The 17,169-nt window shown below is 64.9% G+C and carries 8 protein-coding genes and 3 rRNA genes; 3 read left to right on the top strand and 8 right to left on the bottom strand.

Going from position 1 to position 17,169, the window contains the following annotated elements; translation table 11 throughout:
- Positions 1-139 precede the first annotated feature (139 nt).
- From OG504_RS43250 to OG504_RS43230, 5 genes are all read right to left on the bottom strand, one after another.
- Complete coding sequence (locus OG504_RS43250) at positions 140-2,635, bottom strand: sugar phosphate nucleotidyltransferase (protein WP_405994649.1); 2,496 nt, start codon at positions 2,633-2,635, stop codon at positions 140-142.
- Positions 2,636-2,749: 114 nt separating this feature from the next.
- A complete protein-coding gene (locus tag OG504_RS43245; RefSeq protein WP_019059348.1) occupies positions 2,750-3,358 on the bottom strand; it encodes a CDP-alcohol phosphatidyltransferase family protein in 609 nt (202 codons plus the stop codon).
- 110 nt (positions 3,359-3,468) lie between these two features.
- Positions 3,469-3,585 (bottom strand): 5S ribosomal RNA (gene rrf, locus OG504_RS43240).
- Between the two features lie 93 nt (positions 3,586-3,678).
- Positions 3,679-6,801 (bottom strand): 23S ribosomal RNA (locus OG504_RS43235).
- Between the two features lie 314 nt (positions 6,802-7,115).
- Positions 7,116-8,643, bottom strand: a 16S ribosomal RNA gene (locus OG504_RS43230).
- The 16S, 23S and 5S rRNA genes sit together here, the layout of an rRNA operon.
- Positions 8,644-9,205: 562 nt before the next feature.
- On the opposite strand from OG504_RS43230, the gene OG504_RS43225 reads away from it, so the two are divergent.
- Positions 9,206-9,655 (top strand): PTS glucose transporter subunit IIA, encoded by a 450-nt coding sequence (locus OG504_RS43225; protein ID WP_405994648.1) that lies wholly within the window; start codon positions 9,206-9,208, stop codon positions 9,653-9,655.
- A gap of 78 nt (positions 9,656-9,733) precedes the next feature.
- The gene (ptsP, locus tag OG504_RS43220; RefSeq protein ID WP_405994647.1) at positions 9,734-11,404 is read left to right on the top strand and encodes a phosphoenolpyruvate--protein phosphotransferase; all 1,671 of its coding nucleotides are present in this window, start codon (positions 9,734-9,736) and stop codon (positions 11,402-11,404) included.
- Positions 11,405-11,490: 86 nt separating this feature from the next.
- On the opposite strand, the gene OG504_RS43215 is transcribed toward ptsP, so the two are convergent.
- Together OG504_RS43215 and OG504_RS43210 are read right to left on the bottom strand one after the other, a co-directional pair.
- Positions 11,491-12,387: a hypothetical protein gene (locus OG504_RS43215; protein WP_405994646.1), complete on the bottom strand. Its 897-nt coding sequence runs from the start codon at positions 12,385-12,387 to the stop codon at positions 11,491-11,493.
- Positions 12,388-12,409: 22 nt separating this feature from the next.
- Positions 12,410-13,618, bottom strand: a complete 1,209-nt coding sequence (locus OG504_RS43210) for an MFS transporter (RefSeq protein ID WP_405994645.1) — start codon at positions 13,616-13,618, stop codon at positions 12,410-12,412.
- Positions 13,619-13,729: 111 nt separating this feature from the next.
- Between OG504_RS43210 and OG504_RS43205 the strand changes: the two genes are divergently transcribed.
- Positions 13,730-15,055, top strand: a complete 1,326-nt coding sequence (locus OG504_RS43205) for an aminotransferase class I/II-fold pyridoxal phosphate-dependent enzyme (RefSeq protein ID WP_405994644.1) — start codon at positions 13,730-13,732, stop codon at positions 15,053-15,055.
- Positions 15,056-15,076: 21 nt separating this feature from the next.
- On the opposite strand, the gene OG504_RS43200 is transcribed toward OG504_RS43205, so the two are convergent.
- Positions 15,077-17,044: an acetoacetate--CoA ligase gene (locus OG504_RS43200; protein ID WP_405994643.1), complete on the bottom strand. Its 1,968-nt coding sequence runs from the start codon at positions 17,042-17,044 to the stop codon at positions 15,077-15,079.
- Positions 17,045-17,169 lie beyond the last annotated feature (125 nt).

The raw sequence follows: 17,169 nt of genomic DNA, 5'->3' as shown, positions 1-17,169 counted from the left end.
GGTGTGCTCCGAACGGGGGGCTGCTGCGGCATGCCGCACATCGTCGCACGTGGTGGCCTGTACCTCCGAATGGCCCCACCGGCGTGCCGGACAGGCCCCCTTGGGGAAACATGTCCGGCACGCGTGCGTGCTCCGTGTTTTACCGTCCGGCGCTGTCCACGACCGCCGACCACTCGTCCAACAGGGCCTGCGCGGAGGCGTCGTCGGGCCCTTCGGCCCACAGATGCGTGACCGCCTCGGCGACGTCGGGCAGCACCATCACCCAGCGCCCGTCGGTCTCCACGACCCGCACACCGTCCGTCGTATCGACAAAGCGATCACCGGCCGCCTCGACGACCCGGCGCATCACAAGTCCCTTGACGGCCCAGGGAGTAGCCAGGTCCCGCTTGAGGACGTGCGCCCGCGGAATCCGGGCGTCGATCTGGCTCAGCGTCAACTGCGTCCGCGCCACCAGCCCGATGAGTCGTACGAAGGCTGCAGCACCGTCGAAGACGCTGCTGAACTCCGGGATGATGAACCCGGCCTTCCCGTCCCCGCCGAAGATGGTCGTCTCGTCACGCCCGACCCTGGTCAGGTCGTCCGGTGAGGTCGTCGTCCACTCGACCTGCGTCCCGTGATACGCCGCCACCTGCTCGGCGATCCTCGTGGTGGTCACCGGGAGTGCCACCCGCCCGCTGCGCCGCTCCGCGGCCACCAGGTCGAGCATCACGAGCAGGGCCCGGTCGTCCTCGACGATCCGCCCCTTCTCGTCGACGAGCGAGAGCCGCTCACCGACCGGGTCGAACCGCACCCCGAACGCGGCCCGCGCGGAGGCCACGATCTCGCCGAGCCGCACCAGCCCCGACCGCCGTGTGTCCGCGGTCTCCGTCGGCCTGGACTCGTCGAGCCCTGGATTGATCGTCAGGGAGTCCACGCCGAGCTTGCCGAGCAGGCTGGGCAGCACGAGCCCGGCACTACCGTTCGACGCGTCCACAACGACCTTCAGGCCGGATTCGGCGATACCGGTCGTGTCGACATTTCGCAGCAGAGACCCGGTGTACGAGTCGAAGACGCTGGCCGGGAAGTGCAGGTCCCCGATCTCGCCGGGGAACGCACGCCGGTACTCCTGCCGCGCGAACACCCGGTCCAGCTTGCGCTGACTCCCCTGCGAGAGGTCTGCACCCTGGCTGTCGAAGAACATGATGTCGACCGAGTCCGGCACACCGGGTGTGGTCCGGATCATGATCCCGCCGGCACTGCCCCTCGCGGTCTGCTGCCGGGCCACGGGCAGCGGTACGTTCTCCAGGTCCCGTACGTCGATCGCGCTGGCCTGCAAGGCGGAGATGACCGCCCGCTTGAGCGCACGGGCGCCTCGGGAGTGGTCGCGGGCCGTGGTGACCGTGGACCCCTTCTTGAGAGTCGTGGCGTAGGCGCCGGCGAGGCGGACGACGAGTTCCGGCGTGATCTCCACGTTCAGGATCCCGGAGACACCGCGTGCACCGAAGAGGTGCGCCTGACCTCTGTTCTCCCAGATGACCGACGTGTTGACGAAGGCACCGGCTTCGATCGTCTTGAACGGGTAGACCCGCACATTGCCCTGCACGATCGATTCTTCACCGATCAGGCACTCGTCACCGATGACGGCACCGTCCTCGATCCGGGCCGCACGCATGATGTCGGTGTTCTTTCCGACGACACAACCACGAAGGTTGCTGTGCTGACCCACGTACACGTTGTCGTGTACGACGGACCTGTCCAGAAAAGCCCCGGCCTTCACGACGACGTTCGAACCGATGACGGTGTACTCACGGATCTCGGCGCCGGCCTCGACCTTGGCGTAGTCACCGATGTACAGCGGCCCGCGGAGAACCGCGTCGGGGTGCACCTCGGCGCCCTCGGCCACCCATACGCCCGGCGACAACTCGAAGCCGTCGATCTCGACATCGACCTTGCCCTCGAGGACATCGGCCTGCGCCTTCACATAGCTCTCGTGGGTACCGACATCTTCCCAGTAGCCCTCGGCGATAAAGCCGTAGACCGGCTTGCCTTCCTTCATCAACTGTGGGAAGACATCGCCGGACCAGTCGACGGGCACGTCGGCCTCGACATAGTCGAAGACTTCGGGCTCCATGACATAGATGCCCGTGTTCACCGTGTCGGAGAAGACCTGACCCCAGGTCGGCTTCTCGAGGAAACGCTCGACCTTTCCCTCTTCGTCGACGATGGTGATGCCGAATTCCAGCGGATTGGGCACCCGGGTCAGACAGACCGTGACCAGCGCACCCTTTTCCTTGTGGAAATTGATCAGTTCGGTGAGGTCGAAGTCGGTCAGGGCATCACCGGAGATGACGAGGAAGGCATCGTCCTTCAACGCCTCTTCGGCGTTCTTGACGCTTCCGGCGGTACCGAGTGGCTTCTCCTCATTGGCATACGAGAGCTCCATCCCGAGCTCTTCGCCGTCACCGAAGTAGTTCTTGACCAGCGAGGCCAGGAACTGCACGGTGACTACGGTCTCATTGAGCCCATGCCTTTTGAGCAGCCTGAGCACGTGTTCCATGATCGGTCGATTGACCACGGGCAACAGTGGCTTGGGCATGCTTGAGGTCATGGGGCGAAGGCGTGTGCCTTCGCCTCCGGCCATCACGACGGCCTTCATGTCGGAAGCGTCCTCCTCTGCGAGACGACGGTCTAGCCGACTTCACCAGTCCAGATTGTCCCGCACTTTTGCGCAACGGGCCATCGAGCGACTGTTACCGCCCAATCGGCAAGGTCAGTCGGCCATGGCGTCCGCACGCAGTAGGCGGCGGACTTGTACCACGTAGAGGACTCCTGCCCACCAATACAGCGTTGTACCCCATCCTGCGAACGCCCATCCGAAAATGGCTGCGAGTGAGGGGAGCCATCCACTTCCGTCACTGAGCAGCAGCAACGGGAAGGCGTACATCAGGTTGAACGTAGCGGCCTTGCCCAGGAAGTTCACCTGCAGCGGCGGATAGCCGTGCCGCCTGAGGATGCCCACCACCACCAGCAGGACCAGCTCTCGCGCCAGCAGTGCGGCGGTCAACCAGATTGGCAGAATCTCGCGCCAGGTGAGCCCGACGAGAGTCGAGAGAATGTAGAGCCGGTCCGCGGCCGGATCAAGGAGCCGGCCGAGACTGCTGATCTGGTTCCAGCGTCGCGCGAGCTTGCCGTCCAGGTAGTCGCTGATCCCGCTGAGCATCAGCACCAGAAGTGCCCAGCCATCGCTCTCGGGACCGCCGAACTCGGGCCTGAGGATCAACCACAGGAAGATGGGTACGCCGACCAGGCGCGCCATGCTGAGGATGTTCGGGATGGTGAGCACCCGGTCTGTCTGGACGCGGGTCTCCTGGACCTCCACCCGGGGGCCTCCTGTGGGAAAACGTGCCAACGATTCCCCCTGACCTTACCCCAACGCAAAAAAGCTCTGGCTCTTGGGCTGTATGCCCAAGAGCCAGAGCTCTAAAAGGAGTTCGGCGGCGTCCTACTCTCCCACAGGGTCCCCCCTGCAGTACCATCGGCGCTGTAAGGCTTAGCTTCCGGGTTCGGAATGTAACCGGGCGTTTCCCTCACGCTATGACCACCGAAACACTATGAAACACATCAACCGCACCACACCCAGTGGCCCTGGACATGGGGTTGTTCGTGGTTTCAGAACCAACACAGTGGACGCGAGCAACTGAGGACAAGCCCTCGGCCTATTAGTACCGGTCACCTCCAGCGGTTACCCGCCTTCCAGATCCGGCCTATCAACCCAGTCGTCTACTGGGAGCCTTAACCCCTCAAGGGGGTGGGAACACTCATCTCGAAGCAGGCTTCCCGCTTAGATGCTTTCAGCGGTTATCCCTCCCGAACGTAGCCAACCAGCCATGCCCTTGGCAGAACAACTGGCACACCAGAGGTTCGTCCGTCCCGGTCCTCTCGTACTAGGGACAGCCCTTCTCAATGTTCCTGCGCGCGCAGCGGATAGGGACCGAACTGTCTCACGACGTTCTAAACCCAGCTCGCGTACCGCTTTAATGGGCGAACAGCCCAACCCTTGGGACCGACTCCAGCCCCAGGATGCGACGAGCCGACATCGAGGTGCCAAACCATCCCGTCGATATGGACTCTTGGGGAAGATCAGCCTGTTATCCCCGGGGTACCTTTTATCCGTTGAGCGACGGCGCTTCCACAAGCCACCGCCGGATCACTAGTCCCGACTTTCGTCCCTGCTCGACCCGTCGGTCTCACAGTCAAGCTCCCTTGTGCACTTACACTCAACACCTGATTGCCAACCAGGCTGAGGGAACCTTTGGGCGCCTCCGTTACTCTTTAGGAGGCAACCGCCCCAGTTAAACTACCCATCAGACACTGTCCCTGATCCGGATCACGGACCCAGGTTAGACATCCAGCACGACCAGACTGGTATTTCAACGACGACTCCCACCGAACTGGCGTCCGATGCTCAAAGTCTCCCAGCTATCCTACACAAGCCGAACCGAACACCAATATCAAACTGTAGTAAAGGTCCCGGGGTCTTTCCGTCCTGCTGCGCGAAACGAGCATCTTTACTCGTAGTGCAATTTCACCGGGCCTATGGTTGAGACAGTCGAGAAGTCGTTACGCCATTCGTGCAGGTCGGAACTTACCCGACAAGGAATTTCGCTACCTTAGGATGGTTATAGTTACCACCGCCGTTTACTGGCGCTTAAGTTCTCAGCTTCGCCCAACCGAAGTTGGACTAACCGGTCCCCTTAACGTTCCAGCACCGGGCAGGCGTCAGTCCGTATACATCGCCTTACGGCTTCGCACGGACCTGTGTTTTTAGTAAACAGTCGCTTCTCGCTGGTCTCTGCGGCCACCCCCAGCTCAAGGAGCAAGTCCTCTCACCGGTGATGGCCCCCCTTCTCCCGAAGTTACGGGGGCATTTTGCCGAGTTCCTTAACCATAGTTCACCCGAACGCCTCGGTATTCTCTACCTGACCACCTGAGTCGGTTTAGGGTACGGGCCGCCATGAAACTCGCTAGAGGCTTTTCTCGACAGCATAGGATCATCCACTTCACCACAATCGGCTCGGCATCAGGTCTCAGACTATGTGTGATCCGGATTTGCCTAGACCACGTCCTACACCCTTACCCCGGGACAACCACCGCCCGGGATGGACTACCTTCCTGCGTCACCCCATCACTCACCTACTAACCGCTTGGGCCGGCGGCTCCACCACTTTCCATTCCCCGAAGGGTCCGGAACGGCTTCACGGCCTTAGCATCACGATGCTCGATGTTTGACGCTTCACAGCGGGTACCGGAATATCAACCGGTTATCCATCGACTACGCCTGTCGGCCTCGCCTTAGGTCCCGACTTACCCTGGGCAGATCAGCTTGACCCAGGAACCCTTAGTCAATCGGCGCACACGTTTCTCACGTGTGTATCGCTACTCATGCCTGCATTCTCACTCGTGAACCGTCCACCACTAGCTTCCGCTGCGGCTTCACCCGGCACACGACGCTCCCCTACCCATCCATACAGGCGTTGGCCCTATTGTATGAATGACACGACTTCGGCGGTACGCTTGAGCCCCGCTACATTGTCGGCGCGGAATCACTAGACCAGTGAGCTATTACGCACTCTTTCAAGGGTGGCTGCTTCTAAGCCAACCTCCTGGTTGTCTCTGCGACTCCACATCCTTTCCCACTTAGCGTACGCTTAGGGGCCTTAGTCGATGCTCTGGGCTGTTTCCCTCTCGACCATGGAGCTTATCCCCCACAGTCTCACTGCCGTGCTCTCACTTACCGGCATTCGGAGTTTGGCTAAGGTCAGTAACCCGGTAGGGCCCATCGCCTATCCAGTGCTCTACCTCCGGCAAGAAACACACGACGCTGCACCTAAATGCATTTCGGGGAGAACCAGCTATCACGGAGTTTGATTGGCCTTTCACCCCTAACCACAGGTCATCCCCCAGGTTTTCAACCCTGGTGGGTTCGGTCCTCCACGAAGTCTTACCTCCGCTTCAACCTGCCCATGGCTAGATCACTCCGCTTCGGGTCTTGAGCGCGCTACTAAACCGCCCTATTCGGACTCGCTTTCGCTACGGCTTCCCCACACGGGTTAACCTCGCAACACACCGCAAACTCGCAGGCTCATTCTTCAAAAGGCACGCAGTCACGACGCACCAAGTAAACTTGATGCGCGACGCTCCCACGGCTTGTAGGCACACGGTTTCAGGTACTATTTCACTCCGCTCCCGCGGTACTTTTCACCATTCCCTCACGGTACTATCCGCTATCGGTCACCAGGGAATATTTAGGCTTAGCGGGTGGTCCCGCCAGATTCACACGGGATTTCTCGGGCCCCGTGCTACTTGGGTGTCTCTCAAACGAGCCGTTGATGTTTCGACTACGGGGGTCTTACCCTCTACGCCGGACCTTTCGCATGTCCTTCGCCTACATCAACGGTTTCTGACTCGTCCTGTCGCCGGCAGACGACAGAAGAGAGATCCCACAACCCCGTATACGCAACCCCTGCCGGGTCTCACACGCATACGGTTTGGCCTCATCCGGTTTCGCTCGCCACTACTCCCGGAATCACGGTTGTTTTCTCTTCCTGCGGGTACTGAGATGTTTCACTTCCCCGCGTTCCCTCCACTTGCCCTATGTGTTCAGGCAAGGGTGACAGCCCATGACGACTGCCGGGTTTCCCCATTCGGAAACCCCCGGATCAAAGCCTGGTTGACGACTCCCCGGGGACTATCGTGGCCTCCCACGTCCTTCATCGGTTCCTGGTGCCAAGGCATCCACCGTGCGCCCTTAAAAACTTGGCCACAGATGCTCGCGTCCACTGTGCAGTTCTCAAACAACGACCAACCACCCGTCACAACCCACCGAAGCAGATTTTTACCGGGGTCGGCACTGAAGGCAGCCTCTCGGCCGTGCCCTCAGACACCCAACAGCGTGCCCGGCATCCCCACCGCTCTGATCAGCTTTCCACGCCCCCAAAAGGGCAGTACTTGCAGTCCGAGACGGACGGCGACACCGAATAATCAACGTTCCACCCTTGAGCAACCAGCACCGGACATTCGCCGATGTACTGGCCTCTGACCTCACCCCGAAGGGATCGGTAAGAAGTGCTCCTTAGAAAGGAGGTGATCCAGCCGCACCTTCCGGTACGGCTACCTTGTTACGACTTCGTCCCAATCGCCAGTCCCACCTTCGACAGCTCCCTCCCCACAAGGAGGTTGGGCCACCGGCTTCGGGTGTTACCGACTTTCGTGACGTGACGGGCGGTGTGTACAAGGCCCGGGAACGTATTCACCGCAGCAATGCTGATCTGCGATTACTAGCAACTCCGACTTCATGGGGTCGAGTTGCAGACCCCAATCCGAACTGAGACCGGCTTTTTGAGATTCGCTCCACCTCACGGTATCGCAGCTCATTGTACCGGCCATTGTAGCACGTGTGCAGCCCAAGACATAAGGGGCATGATGACTTGACGTCGTCCCCACCTTCCTCCGAGTTGACCCCGGCGGTCTCCTGTGAGTCCCCGTCACCCCGAAGGGCACGCTGGCAACACAGGACAAGGGTTGCGCTCGTTGCGGGACTTAACCCAACATCTCACGACACGAGCTGACGACAGCCATGCACCACCTGTACACCGACCACAAGGGGGGCACTATCTCTAATGCTTTCCGGTGTATGTCAAGCCTTGGTAAGGTTCTTCGCGTTGCGTCGAATTAAGCCACATGCTCCGCTGCTTGTGCGGGCCCCCGTCAATTCCTTTGAGTTTTAGCCTTGCGGCCGTACTCCCCAGGCGGGGAACTTAATGCGTTAGCTGCGGCACCGACGACGTGGAATGTCGCCAACACCTAGTTCCCACCGTTTACGGCGTGGACTACCAGGGTATCTAATCCTGTTCGCTCCCCACGCTTTCGCTCCTCAGCGTCAGTAATGGCCCAGAGATCCGCCTTCGCCACCGGTGTTCCTCCTGATATCTGCGCATTTCACCGCTACACCAGGAATTCCGATCTCCCCTACCACACTCTAGCTAGCCCGTATCGAATGCAGACCCGGGGTTAAGCCCCGGGCTTTCACACCCGACGTGACAAGCCGCCTACGAGCTCTTTACGCCCAATAATTCCGGACAACGCTTGCGCCCTACGTATTACCGCGGCTGCTGGCACGTAGTTAGCCGGCGCTTCTTCTGCAGGTACCGTCACTTTCGCTTCTTCCCTGCTGAAAGAGGTTTACAACCCGAAGGCCGTCATCCCTCACGCGGCGTCGCTGCATCAGGCTTTCGCCCATTGTGCAATATTCCCCACTGCTGCCTCCCGTAGGAGTCTGGGCCGTGTCTCAGTCCCAGTGTGGCCGGTCGCCCTCTCAGGCCGGCTACCCGTCGTCGCCTTGGTGAGCCATTACCTCACCAACAAGCTGATAGGCCGCGGGCTCATCCTGCACCGCCGGAGCTTTTAACCCCCACACATGAGTGCAGGAGTATTATCCGGTATTAGACCCCGTTTCCAGGGCTTGTCCCAGAGTGCAGGGCAGATTGCCCACGTGTTACTCACCCGTTCGCCACTAATCCCCACCGAAGTGGTTCATCGTTCGACTTGCATGTGTTAAGCACGCCGCCAGCGTTCGTCCTGAGCCAGGATCAAACTCTCCGTGAATGTTTTCCCGTAATCGGGACCACACACACGAGAGCGGAACAGTCAGGCGGAATAAGCCCGACCGTTCACAGCGTCCTCGCTGTATGTTTTCTTCAAAGGAACCTCGCCCCAGCCGTGATGGCCGGAGACGGGGTATCAACATATCTGGCGTTGATTTTTGGCACGCTGTTGAGTTCTCAAGGAACGGACGCTTCCTTTGTACTCACCCTCTCGGGCTTTCCTCCGGGCTTCCCTTCGGTGTTCCAAACTCTATCAGTGTTTTTCCGGCCCCCTGACCACCGTCCTGCAGGCATGCAGAAGGTGACCCCGGGATAGGATCTGACAAGTTGGGTGCTGCCAGGCCAAGCAAAGACGCTTGGTTGCGTCGCTCGGCCTCAAGCAGGAGTACGACTGTACATGCGGCCGTAGAGCAGGTGCAAATCGATTAGAGGTGTGGTCTAGACCACTAATCCGGACCTCTCAGGCGGAACCGGTACTACATATGACATACCCTGCTGCTCAGTGTGCCGTCCGGGACAGGTAGTGACGGCCCCATCACATTTCCACCCCTGGGAGGCTTCCCATGACCAGCGTGACGTCCCCTCTCGCAGGACGTGCCATCGGACTGACGGAGGTGCCGGATCCGGTCTTCGCCGGAGCCATGGTCGGCCCCGGCATGGCCATCGACCCCGTACGTGAGCCTTCCGAGGCCGTCTCTCCCGTGGACGGAGTGATCGTCTCCCTCCACCCGCACGCCTTCGTCGTCGTAGACAGTGAGGGGCACGGCGTGCTCATCCACCTCGGTATCGACACCGTGCAGCTCAATGGCGAGGGCTTCGAGCTGCTCGTCAACAAGGGCGACACCGTGACCCGAGGCCAGAGCATCGTGCGTTGGAACCCGGCCGCCGTCGAGACCGCCGGCAAGTCCCCGGTATGCCCGGTCGTGGCTCTCGAAGCAACGGCCGATGCCCTCTCCGGTCTCCGCGAGGACGGCGATGTGAAGGCCGGCGACGCTCTCTTCACCTGGGCGTGACGTCAGTGCCGTCGTGTGACGGCGAGCAGGACAACCACCGCGGCGGCGGGACCCGCCGCACTATCGGAGACGGGTGAGATGGAGACAACGCTGCGAGGCGTCGGTGTGAGCCACGGTGTGGCGATCGGCGAGGTTCGGCACATGGGGACGGCGGTTCTGGAACCGCCTGCCAAGCAGATTCCGGTGGAGGACGCCGAGCGCGAACAGGGGCGCGCCCGCCAAGCCGTGGACGCTGTGGCTGCCGACCTGATGGCGCGCGGCAATCTGGCGGGGGGCGAAGCCCAGGCGGTGCTCGAGGCGCAGGCCATGATGGCCCAGGACCCCGAGCTGATGGCGGACGTGGAACGTCGTATCGCCGTCGGCAGTACCGCGGAGCGGGCCGTCTACGACGCCTTCGCCGCCTACCGTGCTCTGCTGGCCGGTGCCGGTGAGTATCTCGCCGGTCGGGTGGCCGACCTCGATGACGTGCGGAACCGTATCGTCGCCCGGTTGCTCGGGGTGCCGATGCCGGGTGTTCCGGACAGCGACGAGCCGTACGTCCTTATTGCCCGTGACCTTGCGCCTGCCGATACGGCTCTGCTGGACCCGACACTGGTGCTCGGTTTCGTCACCGAGGAGGGCGGGCCGACGAGTCACAGCGCGATCCTGGCGCGGGCGCTCGGTGTGCCGGCCGTGGTGGCGCTGCCGGGGGCCGGGGAGTTGGCCGAGGGCACGGTGGTCGCCGTGGACGGCAGCACCGGCGAGATCTTCGTGAACCCCAGCGATGAGAAGAAGGAGCAGTTGGAGGCCGCGGCCGCCGCGCGCAAGGCCGCTCTCTCCGCTTCTACGGGTCCTGGTGCCACCTCCGACGGGCACAAGGTGCCGCTGCTCGCCAATGTCGGCGGGCCTGCCGATGTACCGGCCGCGCTGGAGGCGGGTGCCGAGGGTGTGGGGCTCTTCCGTACCGAGTTCCTCTTTCTGGACGACAGCAAGAACGCTCCGTCCGAGGAGAAGCAGATCGAGGCCTACCGGCAGGTGCTCGAGGCGTTCCCCGAGGGGCGCGTCGTCGTGCGGGTGCTGGATGCAGGCGCGGACAAGCCGCTGGACTTCCTGACGCCGGCCGACGAGCCGAACCCGGCTCTGGGTGTGCGCGGTCTGCGGTCGTTGCTCGACCACCCCGATGTGCTGCGCACTCAGCTGACGGCGCTCGCGAAGGCCGCCGAAGGGCTGCCGGTCTATCTCGAGGTCATGGCGCCGATGGTCGCGGACCGTGCGGACGCGAAGGCGTTCGCGGACGCGTGCCGGGAGGCCGGACTGCGGGCCAAGTTCGGTGCGATGGTGGAGATTCCGTCGGCCGCGCTGCGGGCGCGCTCGATTCTGCAGGAGGTCGAATTCCTGTCGCTGGGGACCAACGACCTCGCGCAGTACACCTTTGCCGCCGACCGTCAGGTGGGTGCGGTGTCCCGGCTGCAGGATCCGTGGCAGCCCGCGCTGCTCGACCTGGTCGCGATGTCCGCCGAGGGGGCGAAGGCCGAGGGCAAGAGCTGTGGTGTCTGCGGTGAGGCCGCGTCCGACCCGCTGCTGGCTTGTGTGTTGATCGGTCTGGGGGTCACCTCGCTTTCGATGGGTGCGGCTTCGATTCCTTACGTGCGCTCGGCGCTGGCGAAGTACACGTTGGCGCAGTGCGAGCGGGCAGCGCTGGCCGCGCGCGCAGCGGACAGTGCCGAGGAGGCGCGCGCGGCTGCTCAGGCGGTGTTGTCCGGCGAATAGGCAGATAGGGAAACAGTTGGGCGGGAAGCCTTCCGTCGGCTGTGGTTCAGGGGCGGCTCACCCATGGGTGAGCCGCCCCTGGCGTTTCAGTGGTGGTGTCCTCCCGGGGGCTGCTCCAGGTCCCCGAGGTCCGGCGGTACGCAGTAGTCGACGCCTGATTCCGGGGAGATGAGGTCGCCGGATTCGACGTCGGTGCAGTAGGCGTCGAAGACCTCGCCGGCGGTCAGGGCTTCCAGGCCGTCGCCGCGCAGGCGCCAGCCGTAGATGCAGTCCGGGGTGTCGGGGCTGGTGGTCCGCATGACGAGGCCGCCGGGGCTTCGGGTGGCGAGGCCGAGGGCGAGCACCGTGGTGAATTCGAGGGCCTCGGCGTCGTCCAGGTGCGTGGTGTCGTCTTCGTCCTGGTCGGCGTGGAGGATGGCGACGAGGGTTTCCGGTGCTCCCGAGACGCTGCAGACGAGGTGTCGGTTGCCGGGGCGGGCTGTGTCGAGGATGCGGACGAGGAGGCCGGAGGCCCGGGTGAAGGCGGCGCGGCCGATGTCCTCGCCGCAGGAGGCGCAGGCTCCGAGGCGGGCGAGGAGTGTGGTCGCGTACTCCCAGGTCGCCTGGCGGACAGCCTCGTCGACCAGGGCCGGGAGGAGGTCGGCCAGTGGCTGGCCTTCGTAGAGCAAGGTCGGGCCGGTGGCGGCGAGTTCGGCGGTGAAGCGGGCTCGGCTCGACGGGATGTCGGGGTCGAGGCCGCTGTTGACGCAGAACTCGGCGTACTCCTCGGGGTCGAAGAGGGCCACGCTGGTGTGGCTGCCCTGGAGGGCGCGGCTCCTGAGGAGGGCCTCCACCTGCTGGAGGTAGGCGGCGTGGTCGTCGAAGGTGAAGCTTCGATAGCGCCGCATGGTGCTGAAGTCCTGCTCGTCGGTCAACAGACCGATGGTTCCCGCGATTTCGCGGCGCAGAACGCGTCGCATGGTCTGGTGGTCGGTGTGCGCCATGTTTCCCCCTGTGCACGGTCGATCAATGCTCACTCACAGTAACTGGCGGCACTGACAGCGGCGTCCGAACGAGGGGTTCGCGGACCAGGCGGTGCTGAATCATGCAGGTCAGGGCGATGAAGGCGCCGAAGACGGTCCAGCCGAGGGGGCCGGTGGCGATGGCCGCGGTGACCGCGAGTGGGCCGATGCTGCGCTGGGTGGACTGGGCGAGTCCGTGCACGCCGAGGTAGGCGCCCTGTGCGGTGTCGGGTGCGAGGGCGACGGAGAGTTCCCACGAGATGGTGGCGTGCAGCATTTCCGCCACGGTGAAGGCGACCGCCGAAGCGGTGAGGAGCACGATCGCCGTGACGGCTCCGCCGGTGGCCGAGAGCGCCAGGGTCGCGCCGCCCAGGGCGAAGGCGGCGGAGAGCGGTATCAGCAGGTTGCGGGTGGCCGCTGTCGTGGTGGCGAAGCGGGCCAGGGGGACGATGAACGCCACCACCATCACGTTGTTGAGGACCATCAGCAGGGGTGCCAGTCCGTGCGGTGCGTCGCTGGCGTGGGCGATCCAGAGTGGCAGGCCGACCTTGAAGACGGCGTCGTCGAGGAAGAGGACGGTCTCGGTCGTGACGTACGCGAGGTAGGTGCGGTCACGCCAGGGGTTCGGTGGCCTGCTTGCGGGCGGCACGTTCTTCGACGTCGCTACGGTGCGCTGCGGCGACGGGGGTTCGCCGCAGCCCGCGGTGAGGGTCGCGACCGCGACGAAGGAGAGGGCGTCGCCGAGGAGGAGCCAGTGGTAGGCGGCGGTCGTGCCGAGGGCGAGGGCGGCCGCGGCGGTGAGACCGCCCAGGGCCCAGCCCGCGTTGGCCGCGGTTCGGCTGATGGCCTGGTAGCGGATGCGGTCCGGGCCTGCCACGCGGGTGGCGTAGAGCTTGGTGAGCACGTTGGCGGCGCGGTCCCCGAAGCCGCCGGCTGCCGAGAAGACGATCAGCAGGACGTAGTTGTCCGTGGTGAGCAGGGCGAACGAGGCCAGGGCGCGCAGGAGTTGGAGGGCGACGAGCACGCGGGTCAGTGGGAACCGGTCGGCCAGGCGCCCTCCCAGAGGTGCGCCGGCGATGCCGATGGCACCGGCGATCGCGGCGAGGGTGCCCACCTGGGCCACGGAGAGATGCGAGACGTAGGTGAAGTACAGGACGGAGACAGACGCCCACAGGCCGCTGCCGGTGCGGTCGACGAGGGCGATCGCGAGCATTCTGCGGCCGTCGCGTCCTCCAGGTATGCGTTTCGGCCGTCCGGCTGCGCGACGCGTCGTACTCACTACTCCCCCTTGCGTTGAATTATGTATTGATACATAGTGATCGACGTGGCAATACAATATGGGATCAGTGGTGCGACGGCCAAGGGGATTGCCGCGTCCGTCGAACGGCGTGTGACCGAGGGGGCGTTGGGGCCGGGTGCCGCGCTGCCTCCGGTGCGGCGGCTCGCGGACGAGCTCGGGGTGAGCCCGGGGACCGTCGCCACGGCGTACAAGGAGTTGCGCCGGCGGGGCATCGTCGTCACGCGCGGGCGGGGCGGGACAGTGGTGGCACAGGCTCCGTCGGTGGCGGCGCGGCGGCCGCCCCGGGTACCGGAGGGTCTGCGGGACCTGGCCGGCGGGCACCCCGATCCGGCGTTCCTGCCGGCCCTGGTGCCGCCTTCGCGGCTCTCCCCCGGTGCGCGGTCCCACCGGTCGACGCCACGGCTGGCGCGGTTGGAGGAGACCGTACGGGACTGGCTCCGGCCCGACGGTGTGCCTGTGGAGCACGTGACCTTCGCGCACGGGGCGCTGGATCTGATCGGGCGGCTGCTGTCCGTGGAGTTGCGGCCCGGGGACGCCGTGGCCATGGAGGACCCCGGTTATCACCATCTGCTGGACCTGGTCACGGCGTTGGGGCTGCGAATGGTGCCTGTCGCCGTGGACGACGAGGGCATGCGTCCCGATGCCCTGCGCGCGGTACTACGGGTGGGTGTGCGCGCCGTGGTGTGCAGTCCCAGGGCGCAGAATCCGTACGGGGGTTGCTTCTCGGCCGCGCGCCGGGACGCGCTCGTCGAGGTGCTCCGGGACGATCCGGAGGTGCTGGTCGTGGAGAACGATCACGCGTCCTCCGTAGCGGCCGCTCCCCTGTGGTCGCTGACGTCCGGTGGGCTGTCGCGATGGGTGCATGTGCGGACGGTGAGCAAGTTCCTGGGAACCGACCTGCGGTGGGCCGCGGCGGCCTGTGATCCGGTCACGTTGGCGCGGCACGACGGGCGGTTGCTGCTGACGTCCGGCTGGGTCAGTCATCTCCTCCAGGAGACCGTCCACGGGCTGATGACGGACGACGGCACGCGCGCGTTGGTCGCGCGCGCGAAGGAGGCCTATGTGCTGCGCCGGGAGACCCTCCGCGAGGAGCTGAGCGGGCGGGGAATCGACGCGCACGGGGCGAGCGGCATGAACCTCTGGGTGCCCGTGCGGGACGAGTCCGCCGTGGTCAACGGGCTGCGGTCGTACGGCTGGTGGGTCGCCGCGGGGGCGCGGTTCCGGCTGTCGTCCGAGCCGGGTGTACGGATCTCCGTCGCCGAGCTCGAACCGGCCGACGCGGCTCGGCTGGCCTCGGACTTCGCCGCCGTGCTCGGCGAGGGCGAGTCCGAGGCCACCTATGGAGGGTGATCGTCCTCTACGGGAGGGTGATCAGGCGCGTTTGCGGGCGAGGTCCTCGTAGAAGCTCAGCAGGTCGAGGTTGTCGATGGAGCCCGGGTTGACCGCCTTCTCCAAAGGGGTGCCCTGGAGGAGGCGTTTGACCGGTACCTCGATGCGCTTCCCGGTGAGCGTGTGCGGGACGCCGGGCACCTCGATGACCTCGTCGGGTACGTGGCGTGGGGAGAGCTGTTCGCGGATCGCCTGCTTGATGCGGCCCAGGAGGGCGTCGTCGAGGACCGCTCCGGGGGCGAGGTGGACGAAGAGGGGCATCCAGTAGCCGCCGTCGGGCTGTTCGATGCCGATGACGAGGGACTCCTTGATCTCCGGGAGCCGTTCGACCGCTTCGTAGATGTCGGCCGAACCCATGCGCACGCCTTGCCTGTTGAGCGTGGAGTCGGAGCGGCCGTGGATGACTACGGAGCCTCGGGAGGTGACGGTGATCCAGTCGCCGTGGCGCCACACTCCGGGATACGTGTCGAAGTAGCTGTCGTGGTAGCGGGTGCCGTCCGGGTCGTTCCAGAAGTAGATCGGCATGGACGGCATGGGGTTGGTGACCACGAGTTCGCCGACCTCGTCGACCAGGGGGTCGCCGTTCGGGTCCCAGGACTGGAGGTCGGTTCCCAGGCCTGGGGCCTGGAGTTCGCCGATGTACACCGGGAGGGTCGGTACGGCTCCCGCGAAGCAGGAGCAGACGTCCGTGCCGCCGCTGACCGAGGCGATCCACAGGTCGTCGCGGACCTCGTCGTGCAGCCAGCGGAAGCCGTCGGGGGGCAGGGGTGATCCGGTGGTGGCGACGCACTTCACCGTGGAGAGGTCGAAGTCCCGGGACGGGTGCACGCCGGCCTTGCGGCAGGCCATGACGTACGCGGCCGAGGTGCCGTAGAGGGTCGCTCCGGTGCGTTCGGCGACGCGCCACTGGGCGCCGATGTCGGGGTACCCGGGGCTGCCGTCGTAGAGGACGATCGTCGTGCCGGTCAGGAGGCCGGAGACGAGGAAGTTCCACATCATCCAGCCGGTGGACGTGTACCAGAAGAAGCGGTCCTCGGGGCCCAGGTCGCAGTGCAGGCCGAGTTGCTTGAGGTGTTCTACGAGGATGCCGCCCTGGGACTGGACGATGGCCTTGGGGAGGCCGGTCGTGCCCGAGGAGTAGAGCACCCACAGGGGGTGCTCGAAGGGGACCTCTTCGAAGACGGGCTCCACGTCGGCCGACGTCAGGGACGACCACTCCAGGGCGCCTTCGGGAGCTTCGGTGCCGAGCAGGGGGATGTGGACGACCGCGCGCAGTGTGGGGAGTTCGCGGCGGAGTTCGGCCACCGTGTCGCGGCGGTCGTGTTCCTTGCCGCCGTAGCGGTAGCCGTCGACGGTGAACAGGACGACCGGTTCGACCTGTTGGAAGCGGTCGAGGACGCTGCGGGCGCCGAAGTCGGGGGCGCAGGACGTCCAGACGGCGCCCACGGCGGCCGTGGCGAGCAGCGCGACGACGGCCTGGGGAATGTTCGGGAGGTAGCCGCTGACGCGGTCTCCGGGGCGTACGCCGAGGGTGCGCAGTTCGGCGGCCAGGGAGCCGACCTGGCGGCGCAGCTCCGCCCAGGTGACCGGGCTCGGTTCATGGGTCTCGTCGACGTACAGGAGGGCCGGTTCGTCCGCGCGGGTCTCCGTCGCGCGCAGGGCGTGCTCGGCGTAGTTGAGGGTCGCTCCGGGGAACCAGTGGGCGCCGGGCATCGAGCGGTCGCCGAGCACGCGCGCGCAGGGGGTCGAGAAGCGGACGTCGAACCACTCGGTGACGGCCTGCCAGAACGTGTCCAGTTCGTCGACGGACCAGCGGTGCAGTGCCGCGTAGCCGCCCTCGGCGGGCGCTCCGTGGTGTTCGGCCGCCCAGGACTGGAACCTGGTGACCTGTGCCTGGGCGATGCGTTCCGGATCTGGCTGCCAGAGCGGCAGGGGGTTCGCGGTCGACATGGGCGGCTCCCGGGACTGTGCGCGTCGTGTGCGTCGGGTCGCGCACGTGCGGGGGTGTGCGCGTGACGCGGCTGACACGGACGATGCCATGTGATCGACTTCTGCACCAGGGCGGGCTCCACATG

It is taken from the genome of Streptomyces sp. NBC_00986 (assembly GCF_045162565.1).
In the GTDB taxonomy this organism is placed as follows: Bacteria; Actinomycetota; Actinomycetes; order Streptomycetales; family Streptomycetaceae; genus Streptomyces.
This window is presented reverse-complemented; position numbering and strand designations above follow the sequence as displayed.

Bases quoted from the DNA above. Each gene is read 5' to 3' on its own strand.
- OG504_RS43200 (WP_405994643.1), bottom strand. From the start codon at position 17,044: ATGTCGACCGCGAACCCCCTGCCGCTCTGGCAGCCAGATCCGGAACGC.
- OG504_RS43210 (WP_405994645.1), bottom strand. From the start codon at position 13,618: ATGCTCGCGATCGCCCTCGTCGACCGCACCGGCAGCGGCCTGTGGGCG.
- OG504_RS43215 (WP_405994646.1), bottom strand. From the start codon at position 12,387: ATGGCGCACACCGACCACCAGACCATGCGACGCGTTCTGCGCCGCGAA.
- OG504_RS43250 (WP_405994649.1), bottom strand. From the start codon at position 2,635: ATGAAGGCCGTCGTGATGGCCGGAGGCGAAGGCACACGCCTTCGCCCC.
- OG504_RS43225 (WP_405994648.1), top strand. From the start codon at position 9,206: ATGACCAGCGTGACGTCCCCTCTCGCAGGACGTGCCATCGGACTGACG.
- ptsP (WP_405994647.1), top strand. From the start codon at position 9,734: ATGGAGACAACGCTGCGAGGCGTCGGTGTGAGCCACGGTGTGGCGATC.